Source organism: Candidatus Chloroploca mongolica, from assembly GCF_004762035.2.
In the GTDB taxonomy this organism is placed as follows: Bacteria; Chloroflexota; Chloroflexia; order Chloroflexales; family Chloroflexaceae; genus Chloroploca; species Chloroploca mongolica.
Genome location: NZ_SIJK02000031.1, coordinates 1 through 26,728 on the forward strand (window position 1 = coordinate 1; position 26,728 = coordinate 26,728).

24 protein-coding genes are annotated in these 26,728 nt (G+C 60.0%); 2 read left to right on the forward strand and 22 right to left on the reverse strand.

The genetic code is table 11. The features are described 5' to 3' along the window. Nucleotides 1-84 precede the first annotated feature (84 nt). Together EYB53_RS16225 and EYB53_RS16230 are read left to right on the forward strand one after the other, a co-directional pair. Complete coding sequence (locus tag EYB53_RS16225; RefSeq protein ID WP_167857443.1) at nt 85-1,500, forward strand: glycosyltransferase family 4 protein; 1,416 nt, start codon at nt 85-87, stop codon at nt 1,498-1,500. Between the two features lie 36 nt (nt 1,501-1,536). Beyond that, complete coding sequence (locus EYB53_RS16230) at nt 1,537-2,025, forward strand: hypothetical protein (RefSeq protein ID WP_135479470.1); 489 nt, start codon at nt 1,537-1,539, stop codon at nt 2,023-2,025. 70 nt (nt 2,026-2,095) lie between these two features. On the opposite strand, the gene EYB53_RS16235 is transcribed toward EYB53_RS16230, so the two are convergent. The 22 genes from EYB53_RS16235 to nuoF all read right to left on the reverse strand — a co-directional run bounded on the left by EYB53_RS16235 (nt 2,096) and on the right by nuoF (nt 26,626). Then, nucleotides 2,096-2,632: a 2-oxoacid:acceptor oxidoreductase family protein gene (locus tag EYB53_RS16235; RefSeq protein ID WP_097653860.1), complete on the reverse strand. Its 537-nt coding sequence runs from the start codon at nt 2,630-2,632 to the stop codon at nt 2,096-2,098. Further along, a complete protein-coding gene (locus tag EYB53_RS16240; RefSeq protein ID WP_135479471.1) occupies nt 2,629-3,489 on the reverse strand; it encodes a thiamine pyrophosphate-dependent enzyme in 861 nt (286 codons plus the stop codon). Before EYB53_RS16240 ends, EYB53_RS16235 begins: the two co-directional genes overlap by 4 nt. Continuing rightward, entirely contained in the window at nt 3,474-4,652 is a 1,179-nt protein-coding gene (locus EYB53_RS16245) for a 2-oxoacid:acceptor oxidoreductase subunit alpha (RefSeq protein WP_205712672.1), read from the reverse strand. Before EYB53_RS16245 ends, EYB53_RS16240 begins: the two co-directional genes overlap by 16 nt. Continuing rightward, on the reverse strand, nt 4,639-4,854 hold the full coding sequence (locus tag EYB53_RS16250) for a 4Fe-4S binding protein (protein ID WP_165360618.1): 216 nt from the start codon (nt 4,852-4,854) through the stop codon (nt 4,639-4,641). The genes EYB53_RS16245 and EYB53_RS16250 overlap by 14 nt, the downstream gene beginning before the upstream one ends. A 242-nt stretch (nt 4,855-5,096) precedes the next feature. After that, entirely contained in the window at nt 5,097-6,746 is a 1,650-nt protein-coding gene (locus tag EYB53_RS16255; RefSeq protein WP_135479472.1) for an FAD-binding protein, read from the reverse strand. A gap of 71 nt (nt 6,747-6,817) precedes the next feature. Beyond that, entirely contained in the window at nt 6,818-7,594 is a 777-nt protein-coding gene (locus tag EYB53_RS16260) for a 4Fe-4S dicluster domain-containing protein (protein ID WP_135479473.1), read from the reverse strand. Then, entirely contained in the window at nt 7,594-8,484 is an 891-nt protein-coding gene (locus EYB53_RS16265) for a CoB--CoM heterodisulfide reductase iron-sulfur subunit B family protein (RefSeq protein ID WP_135479474.1), read from the reverse strand. Before EYB53_RS16265 ends, EYB53_RS16260 begins: the two co-directional genes overlap by 1 nt. A 48-nt stretch (nt 8,485-8,532) precedes the next feature. After that, on the reverse strand, nt 8,533-8,937 hold the full coding sequence (locus EYB53_RS16270; RefSeq protein WP_135479475.1) for a 4Fe-4S dicluster domain-containing protein: 405 nt from the start codon (nt 8,935-8,937) through the stop codon (nt 8,533-8,535). Continuing rightward, nucleotides 8,934-9,809 carry a 4Fe-4S dicluster domain-containing protein gene (locus EYB53_RS16275; RefSeq protein ID WP_135479476.1) on the reverse strand — a complete coding sequence of 292 codons (876 nt, stop codon included), beginning with the start codon at nt 9,807-9,809 and terminating at the stop codon, nt 8,934-8,936. The genes EYB53_RS16270 and EYB53_RS16275 overlap by 4 nt, the downstream gene beginning before the upstream one ends. After that, nucleotides 9,809-10,225 carry a hydrogenase iron-sulfur subunit gene (locus EYB53_RS16280; RefSeq protein WP_135479477.1) on the reverse strand — a complete coding sequence of 139 codons (417 nt, stop codon included), beginning with the start codon at nt 10,223-10,225 and terminating at the stop codon, nt 9,809-9,811. The genes EYB53_RS16275 and EYB53_RS16280 overlap by 1 nt, the downstream gene beginning before the upstream one ends. Then, nucleotides 10,222-13,251 carry an FAD-dependent oxidoreductase gene (locus tag EYB53_RS16285; RefSeq protein WP_135479478.1) on the reverse strand — a complete coding sequence of 1,010 codons (3,030 nt, stop codon included), beginning with the start codon at nt 13,249-13,251 and terminating at the stop codon, nt 10,222-10,224. Before EYB53_RS16285 ends, EYB53_RS16280 begins: the two co-directional genes overlap by 4 nt. A gap of 346 nt (nt 13,252-13,597) precedes the next feature. Next, a complete protein-coding gene (locus EYB53_RS16290) occupies nt 13,598-14,149 on the reverse strand; it encodes an acyltransferase (protein WP_135479479.1) in 552 nt (183 codons plus the stop codon). A 4-nt stretch (nt 14,150-14,153) separates the two neighbouring features. Continuing rightward, nucleotides 14,154-15,617 (reverse strand): NADH-quinone oxidoreductase subunit N, encoded by a 1,464-nt coding sequence (locus tag EYB53_RS16295; protein ID WP_135479480.1) that lies wholly within the window; start codon nt 15,615-15,617, stop codon nt 14,154-14,156. A gap of 43 nt (nt 15,618-15,660) precedes the next feature. After that, a complete protein-coding gene (locus EYB53_RS16300; protein WP_135479481.1) occupies nt 15,661-17,217 on the reverse strand; it encodes a complex I subunit 4 family protein in 1,557 nt (518 codons plus the stop codon). 16 nt (nt 17,218-17,233) lie between these two features. Next, on the reverse strand, nt 17,234-19,192 hold the full coding sequence (nuoL, locus tag EYB53_RS16305; protein ID WP_254151103.1) for an NADH-quinone oxidoreductase subunit L: 1,959 nt from the start codon (nt 19,190-19,192) through the stop codon (nt 17,234-17,236). A 48-nt stretch (nt 19,193-19,240) separates the two neighbouring features. After that, nucleotides 19,241-19,543 carry an NADH-quinone oxidoreductase subunit NuoK gene (gene nuoK / locus EYB53_RS16310; protein WP_097653847.1) on the reverse strand — a complete coding sequence of 101 codons (303 nt, stop codon included), beginning with the start codon at nt 19,541-19,543 and terminating at the stop codon, nt 19,241-19,243. A 30-nt stretch (nt 19,544-19,573) separates the two neighbouring features. Beyond that, nucleotides 19,574-20,131: an NADH-quinone oxidoreductase subunit J family protein gene (locus EYB53_RS16315; RefSeq protein WP_135479482.1), complete on the reverse strand. Its 558-nt coding sequence runs from the start codon at nt 20,129-20,131 to the stop codon at nt 19,574-19,576. Nucleotides 20,132-20,141: 10 nt separating this feature from the next. Next, nucleotides 20,142-20,639, reverse strand: coding sequence for an NADH-quinone oxidoreductase subunit NuoI (nuoI, locus tag EYB53_RS16320; RefSeq protein ID WP_135479483.1), 498 nt, complete (start codon nt 20,637-20,639; stop codon nt 20,142-20,144). Nucleotides 20,640-20,683: 44 nt separating this feature from the next. Continuing rightward, nucleotides 20,684-21,910 carry an NADH-quinone oxidoreductase subunit NuoH gene (nuoH, locus tag EYB53_RS16325; protein WP_135479484.1) on the reverse strand — a complete coding sequence of 409 codons (1,227 nt, stop codon included), beginning with the start codon at nt 21,908-21,910 and terminating at the stop codon, nt 20,684-20,686. A gap of 8 nt (nt 21,911-21,918) precedes the next feature. Next, nucleotides 21,919-24,708 carry an NADH-quinone oxidoreductase subunit NuoG gene (gene nuoG / locus EYB53_RS16330; protein ID WP_135479485.1) on the reverse strand — a complete coding sequence of 930 codons (2,790 nt, stop codon included), beginning with the start codon at nt 24,706-24,708 and terminating at the stop codon, nt 21,919-21,921. A 21-nt stretch (nt 24,709-24,729) separates the two neighbouring features. Beyond that, complete coding sequence (locus EYB53_RS16335; RefSeq protein WP_135479486.1) at nt 24,730-25,308, reverse strand: Uma2 family endonuclease; 579 nt, start codon at nt 25,306-25,308, stop codon at nt 24,730-24,732. Nucleotides 25,309-25,312: 4 nt separating this feature from the next. Beyond that, nucleotides 25,313-26,626, reverse strand: coding sequence for an NADH-quinone oxidoreductase subunit NuoF (gene nuoF / locus EYB53_RS16340; protein WP_135479487.1), 1,314 nt, complete (start codon nt 26,624-26,626; stop codon nt 25,313-25,315). Between the last annotated feature and the right edge of the window lie 102 nt (nt 26,627-26,728).

The window sequence follows — 26,728 nt, forward strand, 5'->3', positions numbered from 1 at the left end:
CAGCGAAGCTGGCCGTTTTCGCCTGCACAAGCATGGGTTTTGAGGGCGACCGCCCTTAAAACCGTATGGTACAATGGCAACGCCATGAACATCCCACGAATTGCCTATTGCTCACCAGTCAACCCCGCCCCGTCGGGGATTTCTGATTATAGTGAAGAGTTGCTGCCCTATCTTGGGCAGTATGCTGATGTTACCCTCTTTGTTGAAGATGGTCTCAAGCCGGTCAATCCGGCCTTGCCCAGACATCTCGAGGTGCTGCCGATCCGCCGGCTTGAACGTGAGGCACGCCGCCGCCCGTTTGATGCGCTGGTCTATCATATGGGGAACAGTCCGGCTCACGCCGCGATCTGGCGACAGGCGCGCCGCTTGCCGGGGGTGATTGTGCTCCATGATCTCGTCTTGCACCATTTTATGCTCTGGTATGCGGCGAATGTGGGCCGTGATATTCAGCAGTATGTGCGGGCGATGGAGGCACGCTATGGCGATGCGGGCGCCCATATGGCGCAACTGATGATTCGCTCGCGGTTTACCGATGCGGCTTTTGACTTTCCTCTGTGTGAGCCTGTCCTCGCTGCGGCCCGCGGCTTGATTGTGCATAGTCGCTATGTCCAAGAACACGTTGCCGCCTTGCGTCCCGATCTCCCGGTGGCGATAGTGCCGATGGGTGTGCCGCTACCGCCACCGGTAGAGCGTGCTGCGGCCCGTGCATTCCTTGGCTTGCCGCCTGATGCGCTGCTACTGGCGAGTTTTGGGCATATCAATGCCTGGAAGCGGGTCGAGCCGACGCTGCGTGTCCTCGGTGATCTGCGTGCCCAAGGGCTTGATGTGCGCTATCTTCTGGTGGGCAGTGTTTCGCCAAACTATGATCTGATGAGCCTGATCGAGCGTTTGCGCCTTGGCGATGCAGTCATTGTGACCGGCCATGTGCCACGTGAGCAGTTTGAGGCCTATGTGGCTGTGGCTGATCTCTGTGTGAATCTGCGCTACCCAACTGGTGGCGAGACGAGTGCGAGTCTGTTGCGCCTGCTTGGTGCAGGTCGTCCTACCCTGGTGAGTGCCGTGGGTTCGTTTGCCGAATTGCCTGCGGGCGTGGTCGCACAGGTTGACCCCGGGCCTGCCGAATATGCCCAGATCCTCGCCTATTGCGAACTCTTGTTGGGCCAACCGGATCTAGCGCAGGCTCTTGGTGCTCGAGCACGTGCGTATGTTGCGACTGAACATACGTTAGAAGCGTCCGCCCTGGGCTATATCCATACACTCGCATGCTGGTATCGGTGGCCGGTCATTCAACGCTATCGTCCCACGCCGCTCTGGGATGTGATCCCCGAGTCGGTTGATCTTTCTGGAGCACCCACCTCTGCCGCCCCGCGTCACCCTCACCCTCGTGCAGAGGATGAAGTCAATCCGTTGATTAGACGGGTTGCCACGGCAATGGCCGAACTTGGCTTGACCGAAGATGATCAGGTTGTGCTGGCAAGCATTGCCCAACGGATCGGGTAGGGGCACGGGGGTGCCGTGCTCCTACAGGAAAATGTGATGCACGCAAACTTTTCGTTGCTTGGGGTTCCTGTCACGATACGGCCCACATCCCTCGGGGCCGGTCTCTTGTCCGCACTTGTCGTTGCCCTTGTGACCCGCGAACGCCGCGTTGCGCTGGGCATTGCCGCCGGGGGACTCTGGTATACTGCCGATTTTGCCCATGTCGTCGGGCATATCGTCTCGTCCAAGGCGGTGGGCGCACCGATGGATGCAGTTGATTTTGGCTTGTATCCAATGAGTGTGTATGTCAACCATGATGTTTCGCCGCAGCAGCATATTGGTCGTGCTGGTGGTGGGGTTGCGGCCTCTTTGCTTGCCACATTGGTGTTGATGATGGTGCGCAGCCGTGTCACCAATTCCCTGGCGAGGCAGTTGCTTGCTATTGCTGCTACTCAGCACGGTTTGCTCTTTGTCCTGAGCATGCTGCCGGTGCAACTCGTGGATGGTGGCGTGATCTATGCCAACCTGCGCAAACTCCGGCGTTGAGATGCTGTCTCTTGTGCTCGCGAAAACGGCCAGCGAAGCTGGCCGTTTTCGCGAGCACAAGCATGGGTTTTTAGGGCGACAGCCCCGCAACCACCGTCATCCCTGCTTCAAGCGCCTGTTGATTGAGCGCTTTGAATTTGCTCGGGACGCTTGCGAGGGTCGAGGCGAGCATCGCTTCACGTGAAACGACGCCGGTCAAGGCAGTCACTGCGCCGAGCATGACGATGTTGGCGACGACGACGTTGCCTAGTTCTTCGGCGATCCTAGTTGAGGGAACCAGGTGCGCATAGGGTGCTGCCTCGTAGGTGATAACCATGTCGGGGTCAATAATGATCGTTGCCCCTGGCCTGATGTCATTGATGTAGCGGTTGAACGCTTCTTGCGACATAGCGACGAGGATGTCGGCAGCGTGAATGCCTGGATAGCCGATTGGTTCGTTGGCAATGATGACCTCGGCGCGCGCTGCGCCGCCGCGTGCTTCGGGGCCGTACGATTGCACCTGGCAGGCGATCAGGCCATCATAGACGGCGGCCGCTTTGCCGAGGATGACGGCTGCGGTGATGACTCCTTGCCCGCCAAACCCACAGATGCGGATCTCTTGTTTCATAATTTCACCTGCTCGACGAGCGTGGCCCAGCGTTCTTCGAAGCTTTCACGCTCGTAGTCCTGGAAGACGCCGATCTTGATCTTGTCGTGCAGCGCGGCTCGTTCTTCGGGTGAGCCAAAGTGCATAATGTGTTCGTAGTCGTCAATCAGGATTGTATGGTCGCGGTACCATTGCCAGATCGTTTCGAGTTGCTTGAGCCCGTTGCGTCGGCCATAGGCGGTTGGGCAGGGAACGAGCATTTCGATCAGCGCAAAGCCGCGTTTCTGGATGCCCTGGGCAATTGATTTGATCGGTGGATAGGGCTGGTTGATCATCCAGCGCGCTACGTAGGGTGCCCCAAGCGTCTGGGCCAATGCGCAGATGTCGAGCGGGTATTCGATGTTGCCATACGGTGTCGTGGTGCTGAAGCTGTCGATTGGTGTGGTCGGGGCGACCTGCCCGCCGGTCATGCCGTAGGTGAAGTTGTTGACCAGAATGACTGTCAGATCCATATTGCGCCGGATCGTGTGCAACAGGTGGTTGCCGCCAATGCCCGAGCCGTCGCCGTCGCCGGTAAAGACGATGACGTTCAAGTCGGGCTGCGCGGCTTTGATTCCCGACGCAAACGCCAGCGCCCGGCCATGCGTGGTGTGCATCCCGTCTGCATTGACATACCCCGAGAGGCGTGATGAGCAGCCGATGCCCGAGACAAAGACGGTGCGATCAAGGTCGAGTTGCAGTTCGTCGAGGGCCCAGAGGGTGTAGTTGAGCACGTTGCCGAGACCGCACCCATCGCAAAAGATGGTTGGGAACATCTCGTGGCGCAGATAGATTTGGCGCAACTCGGCGGCGGTTTTGAGCTTTAGCAGACCTGACATCGCAGTTCCTCCAGCGCGTCGATCAGTTCGGTTGGTGTATGCAACTCGCCGCCGATTTTACTCTGCAACATGACCGGGCAGCGCCCGGCGACCGCTTCGCGGATTGGATGCACGATCTGGCCCAGGTTCATTTCGGGTACCAGGATGGCCTGCACCCGTGTTGCCCACCTGGCGACGACTTCGTCGGGGAAGGGCCAGATGGTGATCAGGCGCAACAGGCCGACCTTGAGGCCACGTTGGCGGCCTTCTTCAACAACATCACGGCATGCGCGGGCGGTAATGCCATAGGCGATGATCGCGATCTCGCACTCCTCGGCCCCAAACTCTTCATAACGAATGATCTGGTCAGTGTTGCGTAGAATCTTGTCGGCCAGACGGCGCACCAGTTGGTCGTGGATCGGCGCACTCGCCGAGCGAGGCAAGCCCGCTTCGTTGTGGGTCAAGCCGGTGACATAGGTGCGGAACCCAGCCCCGAAGGGGGCAAAGGCCGGCACAAGGTTTTCGTCCGCCGCAAAGGGGCGGTAGCCCTCGCGTGAGGTGGCACAGGTGCGTTCGACCAGTTCAAATTCGTCGTCCTCGGGAATGACGAGCCGCTCGCGCATATGGCCGAGTTCGCCGTCAATAAAGACCAGCACCGGCGTCCGGTAGGCTTCGGCCAGGTTAAACGCAACAATCGTCAACTCCATCGCCTCTTGCACCGACGCCGGACAGAGCATAATGATCTCGTGGTCGCCGTGGGTGCCCCAGCGCGCCTGCATCATATCGCCGTATGCGCCGAGCGTTGGCTGGCCGGTCGAAGGCCCCGAGCGCTGGACATTGACGATCACGCAGGGTGTCTCGGTCATGATCGCGTAGCCGAGGTTCTCTTGCATCAGCGAAAAACCAGGGCCAGACGTGGCGGTCATCGTTTTGACCCCGGTCCAACTTGCCCCGACGATGGCCCCCATGCTGGCGATCTCGTCTTCCATCTGGATATAGCACCCCTCGATTTTGGGCAAAATCTCGGCCATACGCTCGGCAACTTCGGTCGCCGGGGTAATGGGATAGCCGGCAAAGAAGGTGCAACCCGCCAGGATCGCCCCGTAGGCACAGGCATCGTCGCCCTGAACAAACTGAACCTTGTCGCCCATCGCTTGCCGAAGACGGTCTCTATGCGTTGACACTGACGGCCTCCATGACGGTAATCGCGAAATCTGGGCAGAGCAATTCGCAGAGGCGGCAACCATTGCAGCGTTCTGCCTCGACCAGTTCAGGTGGGTGAATGCCCCGCATAGTAAACCGTGACGCGATACGCAGGCTCTTGGTCGGACAGTGAAAGACACACACCCGACACCCTTTGCACCAGTGTTCATTGAGTTCGATCACATGCATCGTTCCCTGCCTACTCTATATGCTAGTTTGTTTGTTGAGCTTGGTAGTTTGTAACCTACGTTGCTTGATCCCAGCGGGAGCTTCGACCGGCTCAGCCTGCGTTCGACCGGCTCAGCCTCCGTCCGTTCGCAATGCCCATCGTTCGCCGTTGGCTGAGCTTGTCGAAGCCAATCCCTAGAGCAGCAAACTTTTGTTACAGACTATTTAGCCCAACGAACATGCTCGTCGTGCTTTGCCTATAACGGAATATCAAGGTACCGATCCAGCGCCTCTTTGCCGCGATAGTCGGGCAAGATGCGCGGGGCCGTACGCGTCGTTTCGATGCCTGCGTCGTGCAACATGGCCTCATAGGCGGCAACGTGGGCGAGGCTGAGCTTTCCGGCGGGATGCTCGCGGGCATACGCGGCGGCGGCCATGCCCGCCCGTCGCCCGAAGACGTTGAAGTCGAGCAGCGAATTGCCCATCAGCCGGTTCTTCCCATGGACCCCACCCATCACCTCGCCCGCTGCATAGAGCCCGGGCACACTGGTTGCGCCGTGCTCATCGGTTGCAATGCCGCCATTCTGGTAGTGCAGCGTTGGAAAGACGAGGATCGGGTCACGGGTCATATCAATGCCAAAGCGGGCATACATGCGGAACATAGCGGGCAGGGCTTCGCGGATCGTACCTGGCCCATGGATCAGGTCAACCATCGGCGCATCAAGCCAGACGCCACACATGTCCTGTGGCGTCTTGATGCCTTTGCCGCGTTCGGCACATTCGCGAATAAACGCCGAGGCTTCGACATCGCGTGGTTCGAGCGGAAAGACAAATTGTTCGCCGTCGCAGTTGAGTGGTTGCGCCCCAAGGCCACGCACCTTCTCGGTAATCAGCAGGCCGGCCATTTGGGCGGGAAACGCCGCCCCCGTTGGATGGTACTGTACCGCATCAAGGTCAATCAGCCTGGCCCCGACACGGTATGCGAGCACAAGCCCGTCAGCCGTTGCGCCATAGTGATTCGTCGTCGGGTACTGCTGCATATGCAAGCGCCCGAGGCCGCCCGTGGTAATAATCGTCGCCTTGGCGCGCACAATATGGTAATGCCTGGTCTCCAGATTGATGAGCACTGCCCCGCTTACGCGCCCGTGCTCATCACAGAGCAACTCGATCACTGGGGAAAACTCGATCACCGGAATGCCAAGGTTGCGGGCTTCGTCGCGTAAGACGCGCATCATTTCGAGCCCGGTATAGTCGCGGGCCGAATGCATCCGGTTGCGCGAGGTGCCGCCGCCGGGATGTTCGATGAAGTGACCGCTGGCATCTTTGTCGTACATCATCCCGAGATGCTCGTGCCACTGGATGATCAATGGTGCATCCTGCACCAGCGCACGTACCAGTTCGGGCTGATTAGTAAAGTGGCCGCCCCCCATCACATCAAGAAAGTGTTGCGCCGGCGAATCTTCGGGGCGATCGGCGGCCTGAATGCCCCCCTGCGCCATCGTTGAGTTCGAGTCGCCGTGGCGCAACTTGGTGGTCACCAGGATCTTGCGCGGGTCGAGACCGGCTTTCACCGCCCAGATTGCCGCGACCGTGCCCGCACCGCCCCCGCCAATCACCAGCAGATCAACGTCGTGGTCAATCTTGCTCAGATCGAGACTCGCGCGCACCAGCGGACGTGCCTCGAAGAGATCGGCCAGTTCGTGGTTGAGCGCCATCCCTTGGCCGGATCCAAAAAGCAGCGGGCGTTTTGCGCCGGCTTTGTAATCGGGGTGATGGCTGAGCAACAACGCTTTGCGCTCGTCCAAGCTCATCGCAGGGAAGGTGCGCCCCATCCGCGCCGAGCGCGTCGCTTCAACCCTGGCGATGCTCTGCCGCATGGCGGCGGGGTATCCGTCGCTTATTTCCATCGGAGCGTCTCCTTTTGCCTCTTGTCAGAGTAGATGGCATGTCCAGCGGGCGCAGCCCGCTGACTATGCCGTCACCCACTCACCTCGAGCTCGTCCTGGTAGTCAACGGGATCCATTGCTGAGTTGTACGAGCGGGTTGCGCTGTACGGATCTTCTTGTTCAGCCGCGACTTCAAAGGTGCGCTGTTCGTAGCGGCTGCGCAGTTCAGCGGCAGACAAGGTCATCAACGCATCAAGTTCGGCGCTAAAATCCCCGGTTTCAATGGCGGCAACGCGTTCGGCGAGATCGGGGGCGTTCCGCGTGATATATTTGCCATAGAGTCGCCGGGCGAGCAGGCCCACCGCGTAGTGTTTGATGTCGGCAGGGCAACGGCTTGAACAGATGCCGCACGAGATGCAATCGAACGAGAGCAGCGCGGCCCTTTCGATGTCGCCACGCAGACTCGCCTGGATGTAGTCCATCACCGGCAACCCCTGTGGGCACGAACGGGTACAGGTATTACATGCGACGCAGCCCGCAATTTCGGGGAAGTGTTGCAACAGGGTGTTGGCCTGTGGCGTGATGGTATACAGATCGTACGGCCTGGTGATCAGGGGGACAAACGGCATCTGGACGAGGCACATTCCGTCTTCGACCAGGGTTTGGCAAGCCAGGGCAGTGAAGATCCGGTGGTTGCCTTCGCGACGATAGAGCGTCGGGCACGAGCCGCAGAAGCCGCCGCGACAACCGGCCCCGCGCACCAGTTTGTACCCGGCATACTCGATCGCCGCCATCAGCGTCAGGCCAGCGGGAACACGGTAATTCTTGCCCATCAATTGCATCGTGATCAGGGGGGCTTGTTCGCTCATCACCGTTCTCCTTTGGTACACATAGGCACGGCTTGCGCGTGTTGCGCGGTGGGCAACGCTTCCTCGAAAAGTGCAGTCGCATCTGGTAGCCCGAGCGTTGCGGGGGGCAACCCAAAGGCGAGGCCCATCAACTGCGTGTAGTAGAGCACGGGCAGCGCATTGCCGGGGGTGCTCTGGCGGGTCGCCAAGTTGAAATGACAGAGGGGGCACGAGAGCACGATCACGTTGGCTCCGTTGGCCCGGGCCTGCGCCGTCGTTGCCGCGACGCGTTCTGCCACCAGGTTTTCGCGGTTGACCACGTGGTATGCCCCGCAGCAGCGCGTTTGCAGGTTCCCCTCGACGACCGTGGCTCCCAGCGCTGCCATCAGATCACCGAGCACCGTTGGTGCTTCGGGGTCGTCAAGGCCCACCTCGGTCGGACGCAAGAGCTTGCACCCGTAATAGGGGTAAACCCGCAGGTTGTGCAGTGGTTGGCGCACCCGCGCCTTGATGGCCGCCATGCCCACCCGGTCACGCAGGATCTGCAGCAGATGCAACACCTCGGCGCTGCCATCGTAGTTGAGTTCATCGCCGCTGGTCGCCTTGATCGCGTCCATCTGCTCGGGTTGCCGCCGGGCTACTTGGTTGGCCCGCGCCAGCGTATTGAAGCACATATCGCAGAGCGTAACGACCTCGCGTTCGCCTTGCTGCTGCAGGCGGGCAAAGACCCGGACGGGAGCCATATGGCGGATCAGGTTATCGGTGGCGAGCGAATGAACCACGCCACAGCAGTTCCACTCGCGCATCTCGTGCAAGTCGAGGCCAAGCGCACGCATCACCGCCAGCGCAGCAAGTTCGTGCTCGGGGGCCGAGACTTTTATTGTACATCCAGGATAATATGCGATCGACATACCACGGTTCTTTCTTGGACAATGGTTCCGCTTTCCGCTTTCCCTCTCCTAGCCCGAGTTGCGCCGCATACTCGCAACCAGCGCAATCGGCGGCAACGCACCGAGGTCGGCGCGCTCCAACTGGGTCAGCGCGGGATGATCGCCGCCTTCACGGAGGCAGATCTGGCGCAGGGCTTCCATGATCCGCGCGATGTCCAGCCCCCGTGGGCAGCGGTCACTGCACGTATCGCAACCAGCACAGATCCAGAAGGTTTGTCGCTCAAGGATGCCTGGCAAGCCGAGGCGTACGTGCTGGATCAGGGCATCAGGTAGCAGATCCATCGCCTGGTGAAACGGACAACCTGCGGCGCAGGTGCCACACTGGTAGCAGTTGGCGAGGTGTTGACCACTCAAGGCCTCGACCTTCTGCAACAACTCGTTGCGCCCATTGCCGATACGGATGCTTGTGGTCATACCTGGCTCCGATCTTGTTCGAGCTTGCGGCAGATCAGGTTCAGCGGGATATCCTCGGGGCAGACCCGGCTACACTCATCGCAGCCGGTGCAACGGTCGGCCAGGTGATAGGCGCGCATCAGATGGTACGCAAAGATCGTCATTGGCTCACGCGCCTGCCGCCGGGGATGGTCGCGTTCGAGCGTCAGGGCGCACTCTTTGCAGAAGCAGAGCGGGCAGACCGTCTGACAGGCATAACAGAGCGTGCATCTGCTCAGGTGTTCACTCCAGAAGGCGAGGCGTTCGGCTGGCGCAAGCGTTGCGAGTGCCTGCACCGCCGCAAAGCGTTCGGCGGGAACGGTGGGCGGCGCGGGCGGCGCTTCACCCAGCCACTCGTCACAGAAATCAGTCGGCATCCCGGTACACGTTGCGCATTTTGTCAGCAGCAGAGTACCCCGTTCACGGCGGACAACGTCGTCTGCTGTGGTGATCACCAGGTCAGGGCCAGCTTCGGCGAGACCAGTGACCCGCCCTGGGGCGGCGTCGGTGATCGCTTCGGGGTTAGCCATGCCTTCGCAGCCGATGCCGATGAGATAGAGGCGACTGCGTTCAAGCTGGTTCAATTTGAGCAACTCGCGGAGCGTCTGCGCATCACACGCTTTCAGCGCCACCCCGATCCGCTGGCCGGCATGCTTCGCCAGCGTACCGGCCAGATTCGGCACACAGACCGCATTCCAGACGAGCTTGGCCGTTTCGAGCGGCGTACGGGCGACAAAAGGGGCGACCCGTAGCGGGTTGGAACCCTGGCGGTAGCCGAGAAAGAGCTCAACGACGCCTTCGGCCAGCAGGTCGTGGGCGCGGCTGCGGAGTTGGGTTTCAAGCGAGGTTGTCATCACTGCACCTTCAACTCGAGTGGCCCGAGGGCACGCAGTTCCTCGGTCATCTCGGCCACAATCGTGGCAAAACGAGCACCTTCTGATCCCGAGACCCAGGCCAGTTTGAAGCGACGCTGGTCAAGGCCAAAGAAGTCGAGCAACTGGGCAAATTTGGCAAAGCGCTCTTCGGCATAGTTGTTGCCCGAAAGATAGTGGCAATCACCGGGATGGCACCCCGCGACCAGCACCCCATCGGCACCATGTTCAAACGCACGCGCCACAAAGAGCGGATCGACGCGCCCGCTGCACATCACGCGCACAATGCGAAGGTTGGGTGGGTACTGGACGCGACTGACGCCTGCGGTGTCGGCCCCCGCATACGCGCACCAGCTACAGAGCAACCCCACGATTTTTGGTTCGAACGGCTCACTCATACCAGCGCCCCCTCCCAGGCGGTCTCGATCATGGCCAGCACTTGTGCATCGGCGAAGCCACGTTGCTGCAGCGCCCCCGATGGGCAGGCCGCGACACACGTGCCACAACCCTTGCACAAGACCTCTTCGATTACCAGCACTCCCCGTTCAGGATCGAGCCTCATTGCGCCATACGGGCAGTGCGGCACGCAGAGACCACAGCCCGAGCAGCGTGCTGCCTCAACCTCGGCGACGATTGGCTCAACCTTGACCCGCCCGCGCAACAGCGGGATCGCCGCACGCGACGCAGCGCCGGCGGCCTGCGCCAGCGTATCGGGAATGCTCCGTGGGTAATGGTCGCCCCCGCAGAGGTAGATGCCCTCGGTGGTAAAGTCGAGTGGCCGGATTTTCGCATGGGCTTCGTGGTAAAAATCCTGGGCATTGGCGCCAACCTTGAGCATCTGCTTGAGGCGCGGTGTTTCTATATCGCCGCGTAACGCAGCCGTCAGCACCACCAGATCCGCTTCGACCTCAAGCTCGTCGCGTAGCAGGGTATCGTAGACCGTCACCATGATGCGCCCGTGCTCAAGGCTCACCCGGGGCGGACGCTCGGCGTCGTACCTGATCCGCTGCGGCGCGACTTCAGCGAGCATCTGGGTAAAGGCTTCTTCCTGGCCTTTGCCATAGACGCGCAGATCCTGGTAGAGCAGAAAGACCTGCGTACCGGGGGCGGCCTGGTGTACCAGGCGCGCATTCTTGACGGCAACGCTGCACCCGATGCGGCAGCACGATGGATTTTCAGCGTCGAGCGAGCCGGCACAATTGATCATCACCACTGAACGTGGCTTGCCGAGCGTACCGTCCCGCAGGCGGCGTTCGAGTTCAAGCTGCGTGATAATGCGCGGGTCATCACCGTAGCCATAGCGCCCGCGCAAGTCTATCTCACGGAAGCCCGTTGCCACAATGATCGTGCCGACCTGCACCTGTGTGATCGCCTCGCCGAGCCCGCCGTCGAGCGTCACCTGGAAATTGCCGACATGGCCGCTCACCTCGCCCACCTCGGTGCCCGTAAAGACCTTGATCAGCGGGCGGCGTTGCACCTCGTGAACCAGATGTTCGCGGAACGTACTGGCTGGCAGATCATTGGGGGCCAGTTTGCCAAGCAGATTCAGCTTGCCCCCCAGCACCGTCTCGCGTTCGACCAGAACGACCTCGATGCCCATCTCGGCCAGCGTGATCGCCGCCGTCATGCCAGCCGCGCCACCGCCAATCACCAGGCATCCCGGGGTCACCTCGATCGTCTGGACAGGCAGTGACTTGACGTAACTAGCACGGGCAACGGCCATACGCACCAGATCGGCGGCCTTGGTGGTCGCGGGGCCGGGCTCAGACGAATGCACCCACGAACACTGATTGCGGATATTCGCCATTTCAAAGAGGCCGGCGTTGAGCCCAACTTCGGCGCAGGTCTGTTGGAAGACCGGGCCGTGGGTAATGGGGGAGCAGGCCGCCACGACGACCCGATTGAGCCCATTGGCTTCGATGGCCCCCCTGATCTTGCGCTGGGCATCCTCCGAGCACGCGAATGTACATGCCTCGGCGAAGGCCACCTCGGGCAACGCACGCGCCGAGGCGGTCACGGCCTCGACATCAACAAACCCGCCAATATTCTTGCCGCAACTACAGACAAAGACGCCGGTACGCGGGGCTTCAGCGGCGACATCGCGTTCGGCGGGCGGCACCGGTTCGGCGGTGCGCTGGCGCTGACTCAGCGGGACCGCCGCGAGCCCGGCGGCACCGCTGGCCTGCGCAACGCAATCGGGGATATCGTTGGGCCCCTGGGCTCCCCCGGCGAGGAAAATGCCCTCGCGGGTCGCGTGCAGCGGGGCACGCAACGCATCACGTGCGACAAAAAAGCCATGTTCATCCACTGCAATGCCGAGCGCCTGCGCCAGTCGCCGATTCTCGGGCGGGGGCACCACGGCAGTCGAGAGCACCAGCAGATCAAACGTCTCGCTCGCCACTTTCCCCGTCAACGTATCCTCATACTCAAGCAACAGACTCTGATCGGCATTTTCACTCACGCTGGCGGGGCGGCTCCGCACATAGCGCACGCCGTGGCTAGCGGCACGCTGGTAGTACTGCTGAAAATCTTTGCCATAGGCCCGCAGATCCATATAAAAGATCGTTGTTGCGGTGTCAGGGGCGTGTTCGCGGGTAATGAGCGCCTCTTTGGTCGCATACATGCAACAGATCTTCGAGCAGTACGGGTGGCCGCCCTGGGTACTGCGCGAGCCGACGCACTGGATCCAGGCGATGCTGCGCGGCGCTTGCCCATCAGACGGCCGGGTCACATGCCCGTCAGTTGGCCCGGAAGCGGCCATCAAACGCTCGTACTGCAGCGCCGTCAACACATTCGCAAAGCGCCCATAGCCATACTCGCGGCGCAACTCGGTTGGCTCGAGCACCTCGAAACCCGTGGCGACCACGATGCTGCCGACCGTGACCGTCAGCGGTTGCGAGCGCCGCAGAAACGAAATCGCCCCGGGGCCACAGGCGCGGTCGCAGGCCCCACAGCCCGTACACTGGGCATAGTCAATCGTATAGACCGCCGGCACCGCCTGGGGAAACTGGAGATAGATCGCCTTGCGTCGCGACAGTCGCCCATTGAACGTATCGGCCACCTCGACGGGACAGGCGCGGGCGCAATCGCCACAGCCTGTACACTTCTCGGGGTCAACATAGGTCGTCTGCCGCCAGATTGTCACCTCGAAATGCCCGACCGACCCCGCGACCCGCTCGACTTGCGCCGAGGTGAGCAGCGTAATGTTGGGGTGGCGGGCCAACTCGACCATCTTGGGGGCAGTGATGCAGATCGCGCAATCATTGGTGGGGAAGGTCTTGTCAAGTTTCGCCATCGTGCCGCCAATGCTTGCCTGGCGTTCTACGACGAGTACCTGATAGCCCTTCTCGGCAAGATCCAGGGCCGCCTGCATCCCGCTAATCCCAGCCCCAATCACCAAGGCATCGTAGGCGTGTGCGTCCATAGAGTTGCAACCCTCCGCAGTGCCATCACGAGCATGGCACACGCGGGCGACGATTCGACACGGAACACAAAAAGACGCAGGGGCATACCGTGCGTCTTTGCGTCGTGCCCCTGCGTCTATGCAAGCAGTATCAAGTTACCGCAAATGAAAGGTAGAGCTGTACTTTGCGGGCTATTCTAGCATTGCCGTGTCCGTTTGCGGGTAGCAAAATCGCCACTTTGGGCGCAAACAGGCGAAAAATTCACAACTTTTAACCAGAAGAGAACGTATGCGTGTATATGGAAAGGAGCAGGACTACTCTTTGGTCACGGGAGTGAAGAGGCAAGAAAACGTCGTTGACAGAGTACTAATCAAGTACTCGTCGATGGGAACCGGCAATCAGCGTGTTGGCAGGCACATCGCGCGCAACCACCGTACCGGCTCCGATCACGGCACCGGCACCAACCGTGACCCCGGGCAAGATGGTCACCCTCGCACCAAGCCAGACTCCTTGCTCGAGCACGACTGGAGCAGGCTTCAGGGCACCTGCCCGTGCGGTGGCTGGCCCGATGACGTGCGATCCAGTGATAATCAGCGCTTGATGCCCAACAACGACATGATCTTTGATTGTAATTGTATCTACAAGATCAAAAATACAATCAATGTTGAAGAGACAGTGCTTTCCGATGTGCAGACGTGATGTTATGGCACCTGTTCCAGTTATGATAGGCATGCCCCAGAATTGTGTTCCATGCCCAATCTCAAAACCGGCGAGGCGTAACCCGAACATCCGCAATCTGCTGCCAACGAATGGTGGCAATGGTTTGAGCAAGAGTTGCGCAAGCGCCAGGCGTGGATTCAGGTTGCCAACTTCCTCGCCAACAGTGCTGATGATTTTTGTGAGTAGGCGATGGTCCATATTGTTAGCCGCCCGCCGCTACCAGTGAACGCTCGACCAGGAAGATAATCGGTGCCGGTACGATGCCAAAGAGCAAGGTTAGCCCGCCTGCAATCGCGATGTCGGTCGAGAGCCCCCGGTTCAGCGCGGGTTCGAGGTCGCCTTGCGGTTCGTGCATAAACATGCGGATGACGACGCGCAGGTAGAAGAAGACGGCCAGCGCACTCGTCAGCACGCCAATCAAGACGAGCCAGCCCAGGCCACCTTCGTAGGCTGTGGTGAAGACATAGAATTTCGCCATAAAGCCGGCTGTCGGCGGCACCCCGGCCAGCGAGAACATAAAGACGGCCATCGCCAGCGCGAGCAACGGTTGCCGTTTGTACAACCCCGTGAAATCGTCGAGGCTCCAGGTTGCATTGCTGCGCTGCTCCAGCGCAATGACGACCGCAAACGCCCCCAGGTTGGTCAGCGCATACGCGAGCATGTAGAAGAGAAACGCCTGTGCCCCGCGCTCCGAGACGACCATAATGCTCAAGAGAATGTAGCCCGCGTGCCCGATACTCGAATAGGCGAGCATGCGTTTGACGTTGGTCTGGCTCAGAGCCCCCAGGTTGCCAATGATCATCGTCAGTGCGGCGAGCACGCCGAGTACTGGCAGCCAGAAGGGTTGCAGCTCGGGCAGGGCGCTGGTCAGGATGCGCAATAGGGCTGCAAAGGCCGCACCTTTGGTGCCGACACTCATAAAGGCGGCTACCGGCGTTGGCGAGCCTTCATAGACATCGGGTGTCCACATGTGGAAGGGCACCAGCGCAACCTTGAAGGCAAAGGCGATCAGAATGAGCGCGGATCCGGCGAGCAGCAGCAATTGGTTGGTATTGGCCGCCGGATCAGCCAGTCTCTCGGCAATCAGGGCCAGATTGGTTGTCCCTACGGCCCCGTAGGTCAGCGCGATACCATAAATGAAAAAGCCTGCCGCAAATGCCCCGAGCACCAGATACTTCATCGCCGCCTCTTCCGAGGTGAGGCGTGGGTAGGCAAAGCCGGTCAAAATATAGAGCGTGATCGAGAGCAACTCGACCCCGAGGAAGAGCACGATCAGGTCGGTGCCCTGCGCCATCAGGATCATGCCGGCCACGGCAAACATGATCAGCGGGTAGAACTCGCCCTGTTCGATCCCGTGACGCGGCAGATAGTCGAGCGCCATTGTGATGCTGAGCGCCCCGATGATCAGGAAGATCCAGGTCAGGATCAGGCTGTAGCGGTCAAGCACGATCATGTTGCTGAAGGTGCTGCCACTCACATCCCAGAGAGGAATGGCAACCAGGCCTGCGACCACCAGTCCGGCAATGGCGAGGTAGCCCGTCAGCTTTTTGCGGTTGGCGGGAATGGCAAAGACATCAACAAGCAGCAAGACCATTGCCCAGGTCGTCACCACGAGCAACGGTGCTATCAGTCTGAAATCAATTGGTGGAATCTGAATTGAGTCCATTACGCCTCCCGGCGAGGGTTACGGGCCATCTGGCCCATGCGCATTAACGTCCTGCGACCACAGGCACCAGACCATTGACCACCTCGGCGACACTGCTCTGCATCGGGCCAAAGAGAAAGCCCGGATAGAGGCCGATGATCACAATCGGGATACACAGGGCCACCAGCGTGACCAGTTCGCGCTGGTTGAGATCGGGGAGGCCCGTGCTCGCTTCATTCACTTCGCCCATAAAGACTTCGCGGTAGAACTTGAGCAGGTAGATCGCCGCCAGCACGACGCCGAGCACGGCAAAGGCCATAAAGGGCCAGCCAAGCTCAGGCGAGAGAAACGCCCCCTGCATAATCACAAATTCACCAATGAAACCATTGAGCCCAGGCAAACCTGCCGACGAGAGCGCCACCAGCAAGGTGATGCCCGCATAGATTGGCATTACCGTCCAGATGCCGCTGTACGCCGCCATTTCGCGGGTATGCCGTCGCTCATAGAGCACGCCGACAATCAAGAAGAGCGCGCCGGTCGAGAGGCCGTGGCTGATCATCTGGATGATGGCGCCGGTGATGCCCTCGCTGTTCAGCGCGAAGATGCCGAGCACAATGAAGCCCATATGGCTCACCGATGAATAGGCCACCAGTTTCTTCATATCGGTCTGGGCAAACGCGACAATCGCACCATAGATGATGCCAATCACCGCCAGTACCCCGATGGCCGGGGCCGCCCAGCGCGAGGCCTCGGGAAAGAGCGTCAGGCAGTAGCGGATCATGCCGTAGCCACCAAGTTTCAGCAGCACCCCCGCCAGCACCACCGATCCAGCCGTGGGCGCTTCGACGTGGGCATCGGGCAACCAGGTGTGGAACGGCCAGAGCGGTACCTTGATCGCGAAGGCGAGGAAGAAGGCCCCAAAGAGCAACCGCTCGGTCGCTGTCTCCAGCACGAACGCGCCGCTCCGCAGATCGGTCACAATCGCGCCAAAATTGAGCGTGCCCTGATAGCCGGGCTGACTCACAGCGATGCTTTCACGGTGCAAGACATAGAGCCCGATCACGGCAAGCAGCATCAGCACCGATCCGGCAAACGTATAGAGGAAAAACTTGCGGGCCGCATAGACCCGGTTGCTGCCACCCCAGATCCCGATCAAAAAGGTCATCGGAATCAGCGTGAATTCCCAGAAGATATAGAAGAGCAACAGATCCTGGGCCATAAAGACCCCGAGCATCGCCGTGGTCAGGAGCAATAGCAGGATCTGGAAATTGCGGACTTCCTTGTGTACCGAATCCCAGGTCGAGAGCACCACAATCGGCGTCAGAAACGTGGTCAACATCACCAGCCAGAGACTCACGCCATCAATAGCAACGCTATAGCTGATGCCCCACGACGGCAACCAGGGCACCGTCTCGGCAAATTGCATGGTCACCGGCCCCGCACCGAGCGCACTCTCGGGTACAAACCTGAGCGGCAGGGTCAACGAGACGAGAAAGGTGACAACAGCGACGGCCAGGGCAATCCGGCGCGCCAGTTCGTCGCTCCTCCGCGGCACCGTGAGCAACAGGAGTGCTCCGAGTGCGGGGAGCCAGAGCACAAGTGACAGGATCGGAACTTGCATGCGGCTTCCTTTTATCCTACCAGGCGATCATCAGCATAAAGCTGAGCACCAGCACGACACCGACGGTAAAGACGAGGGCATACATTCGGACATAGCCACTCTGGAGTTGGCGTACTCCCGTTGCGACCCAGCCAAAGAAGCGACCAGTGCCAACGACGAGGCCGTCGATGCCCTGTGGATCAAAGACTTGCGCCAGGAAATTGCCGATAGTGCGGAATGGCCCGACGACGGCACGCTGATAGAGGGTGTCAACATACCAGGCCGCTTCGAGCGTATCCCAGATATCGCCGGTGTAGTAGTACGCCGGATCTTGCCCGCCGACCTTGACTTTCGCGGCATTCCGGGTATAGACCGACCAGCCCAGATAGCCCATCCCCACGGCCCCAACCGTTGCAAAGAGTGCCAGCAGCGGATTGAATTTACCCGCCTCTTCGTGCAACACCGGCTTGAGCCAGTCGGTCAGCAGGTGGGCGGCAGGCATGCCGCTAAAGAGGGTCGGCAGGTTCATCAGGCCAGCGATGGCGGCCCCAACGGCCAGGATCACCAGGGGCACCGTCATCGCCCGGCCACTCTCGTGCGCGTGGTAGTGCGGGTCGCGCTGGGTGCCAAAAAAGATCAGCGAGACCTGGCGGCCCATATAGAATGCGGTGAGCAGCGAGGCAATGAAGAGCCCAATCAGTTGCGGCCAGTACCCCGCGCTGACCGCGTGGGCCAGGATCTCATCTTTGCTCCAGAACCCCGAGAGTGGCACAATGCCAGCGAGTGCCCCCGCCCCAACCAGGTAGGTCCAGTAGGTGGTCGGCATCGCCGTGCGCAGGCCACCCATCTTGCGCATATCCTGGGTGTCGTGGGTACCGTGGATGACCGACCCCGAACCGAGGAAGAGCAGCGCCTTGAAGATGCCGTGAGTGAGCAGGTGGAAGATCGCGGCGGCATAGGCCCCCATGCCACAGGCTGCGACCATAAAGCCGAGTTGCGACACGGTCGAATAGGCGAGCACGCGCTTGATATCCCACTGCGCCAGGGCCGCCGTTCCCGCAATCAGCGCCGTCAGCACCCCAATCCAGGCCACCCAGCTCTGCGTTGCCGGTGACGCCACAAAGATTGGCTCGGTGCGGGCCATCATATAGACACCAGCGGTGACCATTGTTGCGGCGTGGATCAGTGCCGACACCGGGGTCGGGCCGGCCATCGCATCGGGCAGCCAGACAAAGAGCGGGAACTGCGCTGATTTGCCGGTTGCGCCGATGAGCAAAAGAAACGAAATGCCTGTTGCCACCGCAATCGTTTGCCACTCGGGGCCAAAGGTTTGCCCCAAAATGTTGGGCACCTGCGCCAGAAAGCCCGGAATGATCTGCCCATCCACCTCGACATCATAGAAGGTCAGCGTCCCAAAATGCGAAAAGATCGCCAGCATCGACAGAATAAAGGCGGCATCGCCGATCCGGTTGACCACAAATGCCTTGACCGCCGCTGCCGACGCCACCTTTCGCTCGAACCAGAAGCCGATCAGCAAAAACGAACAGAGCCCCACGCCCTCCCAGCCAAGAAAGAGCACCAGCATATTGTTCGCCATGACCAGCATCAGCATCATGGTCACAAAGAGATTCAGGTAGGCAAAATAGCGGACGACCCGCGGATCGCCGTGCATATAGCCAATCGAGTAGACATGGATCAGGCCGCCGACCCCGGTGACGAGCAGCACCATCACGGACGTCAACGGATCAAAGAGCAACCCGAAAGGGATGCTCATCGTACCCGTGCCGATCCATTCCCAGGCGATTGTCTGCACGCGGCGCTCTTCTTCAGGCATTCCGCCGAGCATGACCGTCGCGAGCACGGCCAGCAGAAACGAGACACCAACCAGTGCGCTCGCCACCAGACCGGCCTGGCGCTCCTGGCGAATGACAAACACATTGAGCAGAAAGCCGAGCAGCGGCAACAGCGGGATGAGCCAGATAAGCCAGTTCAGCATCACACAACCTCAATGGGCAAAGCCAAAGGAAGGGCCACTGCGCCTCCCTTATCCTCGGAGCATACTGACCTCGTCGATATCGGCGGTTCGTTTCGATTTGAAGATCGCCACCAGCAGCGCGAGACCGACGGCTACCTCAGCCGCTGCTACCGTAATCACAAAAAAGACGAGCACCTGACCATCAACCGCGAGCCGTTCGCGCGCATAGGCAACCAGGGCCAGGTTGGCCGCATTGAGCATCAACTCAACCGACATAAAGACCACAATCGCGTTGCGGCGAATCAAGACCCCGAGCACGCCAATCGTGAATAATGCGGCACTCAACAGAACATAGAAGGTCGTGGGAACCATGCAAGATCCTTGTACGATTGCATCAGACGACTACGGTTGCACACGCGAACCCGGTCGTTCGCTCGGCGTCTCTTCGCTTTGGGCCTGGTTGCGCTGCTGGTTGAGCACCACCACGCCGATGACCGCGACCAGCAGGATGATTCCGGTAATCTGAAAGGGCAACAGATACTCGGTAAAGAGCAGCTCGCCCAGGCTCGCCGGGTCACCAAAGGCTTCGGCGGCTTCACCCCCCGGCGGTGCGTCGTTCGAACCACCGCGTACCGCCGTGATCACCGCAATCACCAGCAAGCCCGCCCCCATTACTAGCGCTAGCGGCTGTTGCCACGGCAACTTGTCCTGCGCCGCCTCGACCTGTTCTGCCCCGAGCAACATCACCACAAAGAGAAAGAGCACCATGATCGCGCCAGCATAGATCGAGAGCTGGATCGTAAAGAGAAATGGTGATTGCAGTAACAAAAAGAGGACAGCGATTGCCCCGAAATTCAAGAGCAAAAAGAGAGCGCTATGAATGGCATTGCGTGCGACGAGCATGGCAATGGCCCCTGCGAGGGCGATGGCTGCCGTGAGAAAAAAGAGCACAAAATCCATGGTCACTCCCCTACAGGTCGATCTGCGCTGGTGGGCTTGGGCGGCGCTCGAGCTGACTCAGAATGGGTGGCGCATCGCCGTGGCCCTGATCTTCGGGTACCAGCAGCATCTCTTTGGTATAGATGGAGTCGCGCCGATCATAGAACGAAAGCTCGTACTGATGCTCAAGCACAATCGCATTGGTCGGGCAGGCATCTTCGCAATAGCCACAGAAGATGCAGCGCAGCATGTTGATCTCGTAGGTGGCGGCATAGCGTTCACCGTACGAGACCTGATGATCGGGCGTATTCTCGGCGGGTACCACCAGGATCGCATCGGCGGGGCATGCCGCCGCGCAGAGCGAACAGCCAATGCAGCGCTCTTTGCCATCGGCAAACCGCTTGAGCTCGTGCCGCCCACGAAACCGCTCACGGACCGGGCGCTTGACCTCGGGGTACTGAACCGTCACCGGCTGCGTGAAGATATAGCCAAAGGTTGTGCGCAACCCCTTCAACAATTGTCCGATCATCAACCCACTCCTTGTCGCTCGCCCGCACCGGGGCGTTGTTGCTGCTACTGACCCGTCTCGGCCTGGCTACGGACATCACTCACATAGGTGACATTGTCTACTGGTTTGGGCACACGATTGATGCCTGCTGCAATCGCGAGGCTAAGCAGGCCAAAGGCGAGCAGCATAAACGACGCCAGCACAAAGCTTTCAATGAGCACAAAGGCCACGGCTGTCGCCGCAAGATTGATCAATCCCAGCGGAAGCAGCCACTTCCACCCCAGATCCATCAGGCGGTCGTAGCGAATGCGCGGCCACGAGGCCCGAATCCAGACCGAGAGAAAGAGGAAGCCAACCAGTTTCAACAGGAATGACCCCAGTGAGGCCAGGCCCACCGCAATGCTGGCGACTACTGGTCCTGCCAGTCCTTCGACGCCTGCCCCGAGCATTTCGAGCCCCGGAAAGCGCCAGCCACCAAAAAAGAAGGTGACGGCCATCGCGCTGACCGCAATCAGTTTGATGTATTCGGTCATAAAGAAGAGCGCGAATTTCATTGAGCCATACTCGGTATTGTAGCCACCGACCAGTTCCTGTTCGGCTTCGACTAGGTCAAACGGCGCACGCACCACCTCGGCAGTCGAGGCAATCATAAAGATCACAAAGGCGAGGAATTGCGGCACGATGCCCCAGAGTACCCCTTGATGATAGACCAGTTCGTGCGTGCTGAGCGTGCTGAAGGTCATCACCACCGCCAGCACGGCTGTCCCGAGCGCGAGTTCGTAGCTAATCAACTGCGCCGTCGAACGAATGCCGCCCATCATCGAGTATTTGTTATTGCTTGCCCAGCCTGCCAGCGTGATGCCATAGACTCCGATGCTTGTGATGGCGAGCAGATAGAGCACGCCCACATTGATGTCGGCAATCTGCAGAATATTATTGACCCCACTCGACGACTCGGCAAAGCAGGCCTGGTAGTTCCAGTCAATATTCAGACAACCAAAGGGGATCACGGCCCAGATGATGATCGCCGGGATCACCGCGATTGCAGGCGCCAGCAGATAAACCACTTTGTCGGCTGCCGAGGGCACAATATCCTCTTTGAAAAAGAGCTTGACCGCGTCGGCGACGGGCTGGAGAAAGCCGTTCGGCCCGGCCCGGTTAGGGCCTACCCGATTCTGAAAGCGGGCCAGCAACCGCCGCTCAAAGAGGGTTAAATAGGCAAAGGCCGTGGTGATCGCCAAGGCGATCACAACAGACTGGATAATGATGATCAAAAGGCCTAGCCAGTTCATAGCTACCCCTATCCCGTTACAACCTTCACCAGATTGACCCGTGTGCGTGGCCCGGTCTGTACTGCTGCTGCGCTGAAGTTGGGCAGGTTCGACGGGATCAGCGCTACCCCGGCGGGCACATCGTCAACGACGCGTGCGCTGAGCGTCAGTTCGCCTGCCGCCGAGTCGAGCCGTACCGTATCACCCGGTTTGATGTTGAGTTTGTCCGCATCAGTTTGGCTGAGTGCGACGTAAGGCTGCGGGATCTGGCGTTCCAGCAATGATCCGCGCAGTAGCAGATCGCCATCATAGGCCAGGCTCTGGCTGACCAACAGCAGGCTGCGCTCGTGAGCCGGTTTGCTCAATGGCCGCAAGCCGAGGCTCACCGCGGTCTTTTGTCCCTCGATCAGATTCGGCAGTTGGATCCCGATGCCTTCGCTATTTTCGTAGTTGGTACCATCATAGAAGATCGCCTCGTTGGTCTGGCGTCCCCAGTCCCCACCCTGGCCTGTGGCAGCAAGCGCACTGTAGGTGATCCCGGCATAGCCTGGTACGCGTTCGGCAATCTCGGCGGCGATCTCGCTGGGGGTCAGGTAATCCCAGGTTGACGGCTCGGCCACGGTGACTGCCGTGGTCTTGCCTGGGCCTTTGCTTTTGCCTTTGCCACCGACGGGTTGGCTACTCTCTTCGACACGCTGCGTCGGCACGGCCACAGGGACACTCAGTTCGCTCAGGTGCTGGGCGACACCCTGAATGATCTGCCAGTCGGGGCGGGCCTCGCCGTGGGCCTGGCGGGCCTGGCGCGACCGTTGCACCCGGAGCTCGGCATTGGTATAGGTGCCTTCGCGTTCGGCGACGCTGGCGGCTGGCAAGACCACATCGGCCAGTTTCGCTGTTTCGGTCAAGAAGAGTTCCTGCACCACCACAAAGTCAGCCGCTTCCAGGGCCGCACGGGCCGCTGGCAACTGTGCCGCCGGATCAAGCCCGGCGATCCAGACCGCCTTGACGCGCCCTTCGCGCAGCGCCGGCCAGACTTCGCGCGCCCCCAGGCCGCGCTGTGAAAGCACGGCATAGCCGGCGCGAGCATCGGGCCGCACGCCCATATCAAGCGCCCCGCGACTGTTACCTCCTGGCAGCAACGCGATCAGCCCGCTGCCTGGCTTGCCGACTTTCCCCGTCAACGCCGCCAGCACCGCCAGACTCTCGCTCATCCCAGGGCCAGCACTCCGAGCCTCGGCCCCGTACATAATGAGGCCCTGTTTTGCCTCGAGCAACGCCTGCGCTACCGCCCGGATCGTCTCGGCAGGCACGCCACACAATTCGGCGGCCTGCTCAACGCTCAGGTCACTCAACGTCTTGCGCAACTGCTCAAGCCCACTATGCTTGAGATGCAGGCGCTCGTGACCAACGCGATCAAAGACCGCCCGCAGCAACCCGCGTACAAAAGCAAGCTCGCTCCCTGGCTGATAATAGAGCCTGGTTGTCGCCGAGCGTTCCAACTTGGTTGGGCGCATATTTGCCACCACCAACTTCGCCCCGCGTTCAAGCATCGCCCGCAACCGCAGCACATAGAGCGGCGCTTCTTCTTCGGGATCGGCCCCGATCACCAGCACCAGACTCCCGGCCCCCATCTCCATCAAATTCGTTCCCTTGCCAACCCCCATCAACGCCCCGTGCTCGTCGTAATCCACATCGGCAGCACTGCCAAGCGTATGGTCAAGGTTGTGGCTGCCAAAGTACTCACGGAAGAGTTTCTGGAAGAGGTAGAGATCTTCATTGCTAAGGCGCGGTGAAGCCAGGCCCGCGATCGCACTGCCCCCGCGACTGCTCTGCACAGCGGCGAGTTTCTCGGCGACGAGCGCCAGTGCCTCGTCCCAGCTCGCCTCGACCAGATGCCCACCCTTGCGGATCAGCGGCGTCGTCAAGCGACTCTCGTGCTCGATAAAGCGATGCCCAAAGCGGCCCTTATCGCAGATCCAGATATCGTTGACCGCCCCATTCTCACGCGGCATCACCCGCATCAACTGGTCGTAGCGCATATCGAGGCTGAGATTGCAGCCGACGGGACAGAGCGTGCAGACCACCGGCTTGGAACTGAGTTCCCAGACGCGGGCTTTGAAGCGGAAGTCGGCACTGGTCAGGGCACCAACCGGGCAGATATCGGTTGTATTGCCCGAAAACTTGCTATCGAACGGCGGATCGCTCTTCGAGATGATCATCCAGTTGCGGCCACGGTTATCGAAACCAAGCACCGGATCATCGGCGAGCTCGTCCTGGAAGCGCACACACCGCGAACAGAGGATACAGCGCTCGCGGTCGAGCAGAATCAGGTCGCCGAGATGCACTGGCTTCTCGAAGTGAACCTTGTCGTTGTAGTCAAAACGACTGTTGCCTGGTCCCCATGCCATCGTCAGGTTTTGCAACGGGCACTCGCCGCCCTTATCGCAGACCGGGCAATCGAGTGGATGCGAGGTCAGTAAAAACTCCAGCACACCCTTCTGGGCAAACTGCACCTCATCGCTCTCCGTATTGATCACCATGCCCTCACTAACCGGCGTCGTACACCCGGTCTGCAACTTGGGCATCATCGCGATCACGGGGCGGCCATCCTCACCCAGCATCGGCTGGCGCGTCGCCGGATCGAGGCGGGGTGTACCAACCTGCACCAGACACATCCGGCACATGCCGACCGGCTTCATCCGCGGGTGATAGCAAAAGACCGGGATCGAAATACCGCCTATGCGTGCGGCATCAACCACATTCGTACCCGCAGGTACCCTGAAGGTGACACCGTTCACTGTGATCGTAACATCGGCCATAGATAGCTCTTTCCAGCAAGCTTATGCCAGGGCAAACAACCGCTCAACCGCACATGCAAAACCTGGTAACAAAGGTGACGTAAGGGTCTCACCGCTCTGCAATGTCTCGACCAGGGCGAAATCTGCTTCTACCCAACGATACACGCTGATGCTGCTCGTGCGCCAATCGGCAATCCAATACTCTCTGACCCCGTGGCGTGCATAGAGTTCCAATTTTAGTTCGCGATCACGCACTTCATTGGCTTTACCAGGCGACAGCACTTCAACAATCAATTCAGGCGAACCGTGCAATTTGCCATCGTCACCGAGCAGTTCGGCCAGGCGTTGATGACTCACCCAGACAACATCGGGGGCCACGGCTTCATTATCTGCATACACCAGTCCAGGAGCGCCAATTGCGATGCCGACCCCGGTCGGCTGACTCCAGTTGTTGAGTTCAGTGGCAAGGCGGGTACACGCAATCTGATGCCGGGTATGGGGCTGGGTCGTCACATGCAACTCTCCTTGGATCAACTCATAGCGCTCACCCGCGACCTGCGGCATCTGGCGCAACAGGTCGACTGTCCAGTGTGGGTGGATCGCGATGGTTGCTTCTACCATAGTCTCAACTCACTCTCAATGGGATCGCGTGGGCGCCATTGCGCTGGTGTCGTTCGTTGCTCGCCTTGATAATTGCCTCGAACTCTTCGGGGAAGAGTTCAAGCGCCGATTTGATCGGCATGACGGCGCTTTCACCGAGCAGACAGAAGCAATTCCCTGCCATCTGGCGATAGATGCCGTGCAGCGTCGGAATATCGTCGGGCTCGGCGTGGCCCTCTTCGGCGAGGCGATGCAGCACCTTGACCAGCCAGTGCGTGCCTTCGCGGCACGGCGTGCATTTGCCGCAACTCTCGTGCTTGAAGAATTCGTCCATTTTGTAGGCGACGTGCGGTGCTTTGACCGTATCATTGAGCACAATCACTGCCCCCGAGCCAAGCATCGAACCCGCCGCCGCCACGCCTTCATAGTCGAGCGGCACATCCAGGTGTTTGGCGGTCAACCAGGGTGCCGAGGCGCCGCCGGGGATGATGATCTTGACCGGGCGGCCACCCTTCATACCCCCACCATACTCGGGGCTCTCGATCAAATCGCGCAGCGGCACACCAAAGGGCAATTCATAGTTGCCGGGGCGATTTACATGCCCCGAGAGCGAAAAACACTTGGTGCCCGGGCTCTTCTCAGTGCCGTGCGAACGGTACCAGGCCACACCCTTCTCGACAATGCGCGGCACATTGGCCAGCGTCTCCACATTATTGATGATCGTCGGCTTGCCATAGAGCCCGGCGACCGCCGGGAAGGGCGGCTTGAGGCGCGGCTGTCCAATCTTGCCTTCGAGCGACTCCATCAGCGCCGTCTCTTCGCCACAGATGTACGCCCCGGCCCCACGATGCACATAGATATCGAGGTCGTAGCCTGTCCCGAGGATATTCTTGCCCAGCAGACCAGCGCGGTACGCCTCGTCAATGGCCTGTTCGAGGGTCAACGCCGCAGCGGCAAACTCGCCCCGCATATAGATATAGGCCGTATGGCACTCAATCGCATACGCCGAGAGTGCCACACCCTCAATAAGTTGATGTGGATTACGATCAATAATCTGATGATTATTAAAGGTGCCAGGCTCTGATTCATCACAATTACAGAGCAGATAGCGCGGAAAGACATCCTTGGGCAAAAAGCTCCACTTGATACCAGTTGGAAAGCCCGCGCCGCCGCGACCGCGCAGACCAGCCTCTTTCACCATCTGCACAATCGTGGCTGGCGTCTGCTCTTTCACCGCCGTACGATAGGCCTCCCAGCCACCAACCTGGCAGTAGCGTTCAAAGCGATTAATATCGGGGAAATTCAATTCCCGCATAATAATATAGTCACTCAATCCCATGTGCATGTTCCTGCTAGTCTACGCATGAACGTTAGGGCTGTCGCCCTAAAACCTAAGCTTGTGCTGGTGCAAACGGCCAACTTCGCTGGCCGTTTGCGCCAG

Coding starts and splice junctions, on each gene's coding strand:
- EYB53_RS16225 (WP_167857443.1), top strand. CDS start 85: ATGAACATCCCACGAATTGCCTATTGCTCACCAGTCAACCCCGCCCCG.
- EYB53_RS16230 (WP_135479470.1), top strand. CDS start 1,537: ATGCACGCAAACTTTTCGTTGCTTGGGGTTCCTGTCACGATACGGCCC.
- EYB53_RS16235 (WP_097653860.1), bottom strand. CDS start 2,632: ATGAAACAAGAGATCCGCATCTGTGGGTTTGGCGGGCAAGGAGTCATC.
- EYB53_RS16240 (WP_135479471.1), bottom strand. CDS start 3,489: ATGTCAGGTCTGCTAAAGCTCAAAACCGCCGCCGAGTTGCGCCAAATC.
- EYB53_RS16255 (WP_135479472.1), bottom strand. CDS start 6,746: ATGGAAATAAGCGACGGATACCCCGCCGCCATGCGGCAGAGCATCGCC.
- EYB53_RS16260 (WP_135479473.1), bottom strand. CDS start 7,594: ATGAGCGAACAAGCCCCCCTGATCACGATGCAATTGATGGGCAAGAAT.
- EYB53_RS16265 (WP_135479474.1), bottom strand. CDS start 8,484: ATGTCGATCGCATATTATCCTGGATGTACAATAAAAGTCTCGGCCCCC.
- EYB53_RS16270 (WP_135479475.1), bottom strand. CDS start 8,937: ATGACCACAAGCATCCGTATCGGCAATGGGCGCAACGAGTTGTTGCAG.
- EYB53_RS16275 (WP_135479476.1), bottom strand. CDS start 9,809: ATGACAACCTCGCTTGAAACCCAACTCCGCAGCCGCGCCCACGACCTG.
- EYB53_RS16280 (WP_135479477.1), bottom strand. CDS start 10,225: ATGAGTGAGCCGTTCGAACCAAAAATCGTGGGGTTGCTCTGTAGCTGG.
- EYB53_RS16285 (WP_135479478.1), bottom strand. CDS start 13,251: ATGGACGCACACGCCTACGATGCCTTGGTGATTGGGGCTGGGATTAGC.
- EYB53_RS16290 (WP_135479479.1), bottom strand. CDS start 14,149: ATGGACCATCGCCTACTCACAAAAATCATCAGCACTGTTGGCGAGGAA.
- EYB53_RS16295 (WP_135479480.1), bottom strand. CDS start 15,617: ATGGACTCAATTCAGATTCCACCAATTGATTTCAGACTGATAGCACCG.
- EYB53_RS16300 (WP_135479481.1), bottom strand. CDS start 17,217: ATGCAAGTTCCGATCCTGTCACTTGTGCTCTGGCTCCCCGCACTCGGA.
- nuoL (WP_254151103.1), bottom strand. CDS start 19,192: ATGCTGAACTGGCTTATCTGGCTCATCCCGCTGTTGCCGCTGCTCGGC.
- nuoK (WP_097653847.1), bottom strand. CDS start 19,543: ATGGTTCCCACGACCTTCTATGTTCTGTTGAGTGCCGCATTATTCACG.
- EYB53_RS16315 (WP_135479482.1), bottom strand. CDS start 20,131: ATGGATTTTGTGCTCTTTTTTCTCACGGCAGCCATCGCCCTCGCAGGG.
- nuoI (WP_135479483.1), bottom strand. CDS start 20,639: ATGATCGGACAATTGTTGAAGGGGTTGCGCACAACCTTTGGCTATATC.
- nuoH (WP_135479484.1), bottom strand. CDS start 21,910: ATGAACTGGCTAGGCCTTTTGATCATCATTATCCAGTCTGTTGTGATC.
- nuoG (WP_135479485.1), bottom strand. CDS start 24,708: ATGGCCGATGTTACGATCACAGTGAACGGTGTCACCTTCAGGGTACCT.
- EYB53_RS16335 (WP_135479486.1), bottom strand. CDS start 25,308: ATGGTAGAAGCAACCATCGCGATCCACCCACACTGGACAGTCGACCTG.
- nuoF (WP_135479487.1), bottom strand. CDS start 26,626: ATGGGATTGAGTGACTATATTATTATGCGGGAATTGAATTTCCCCGAT.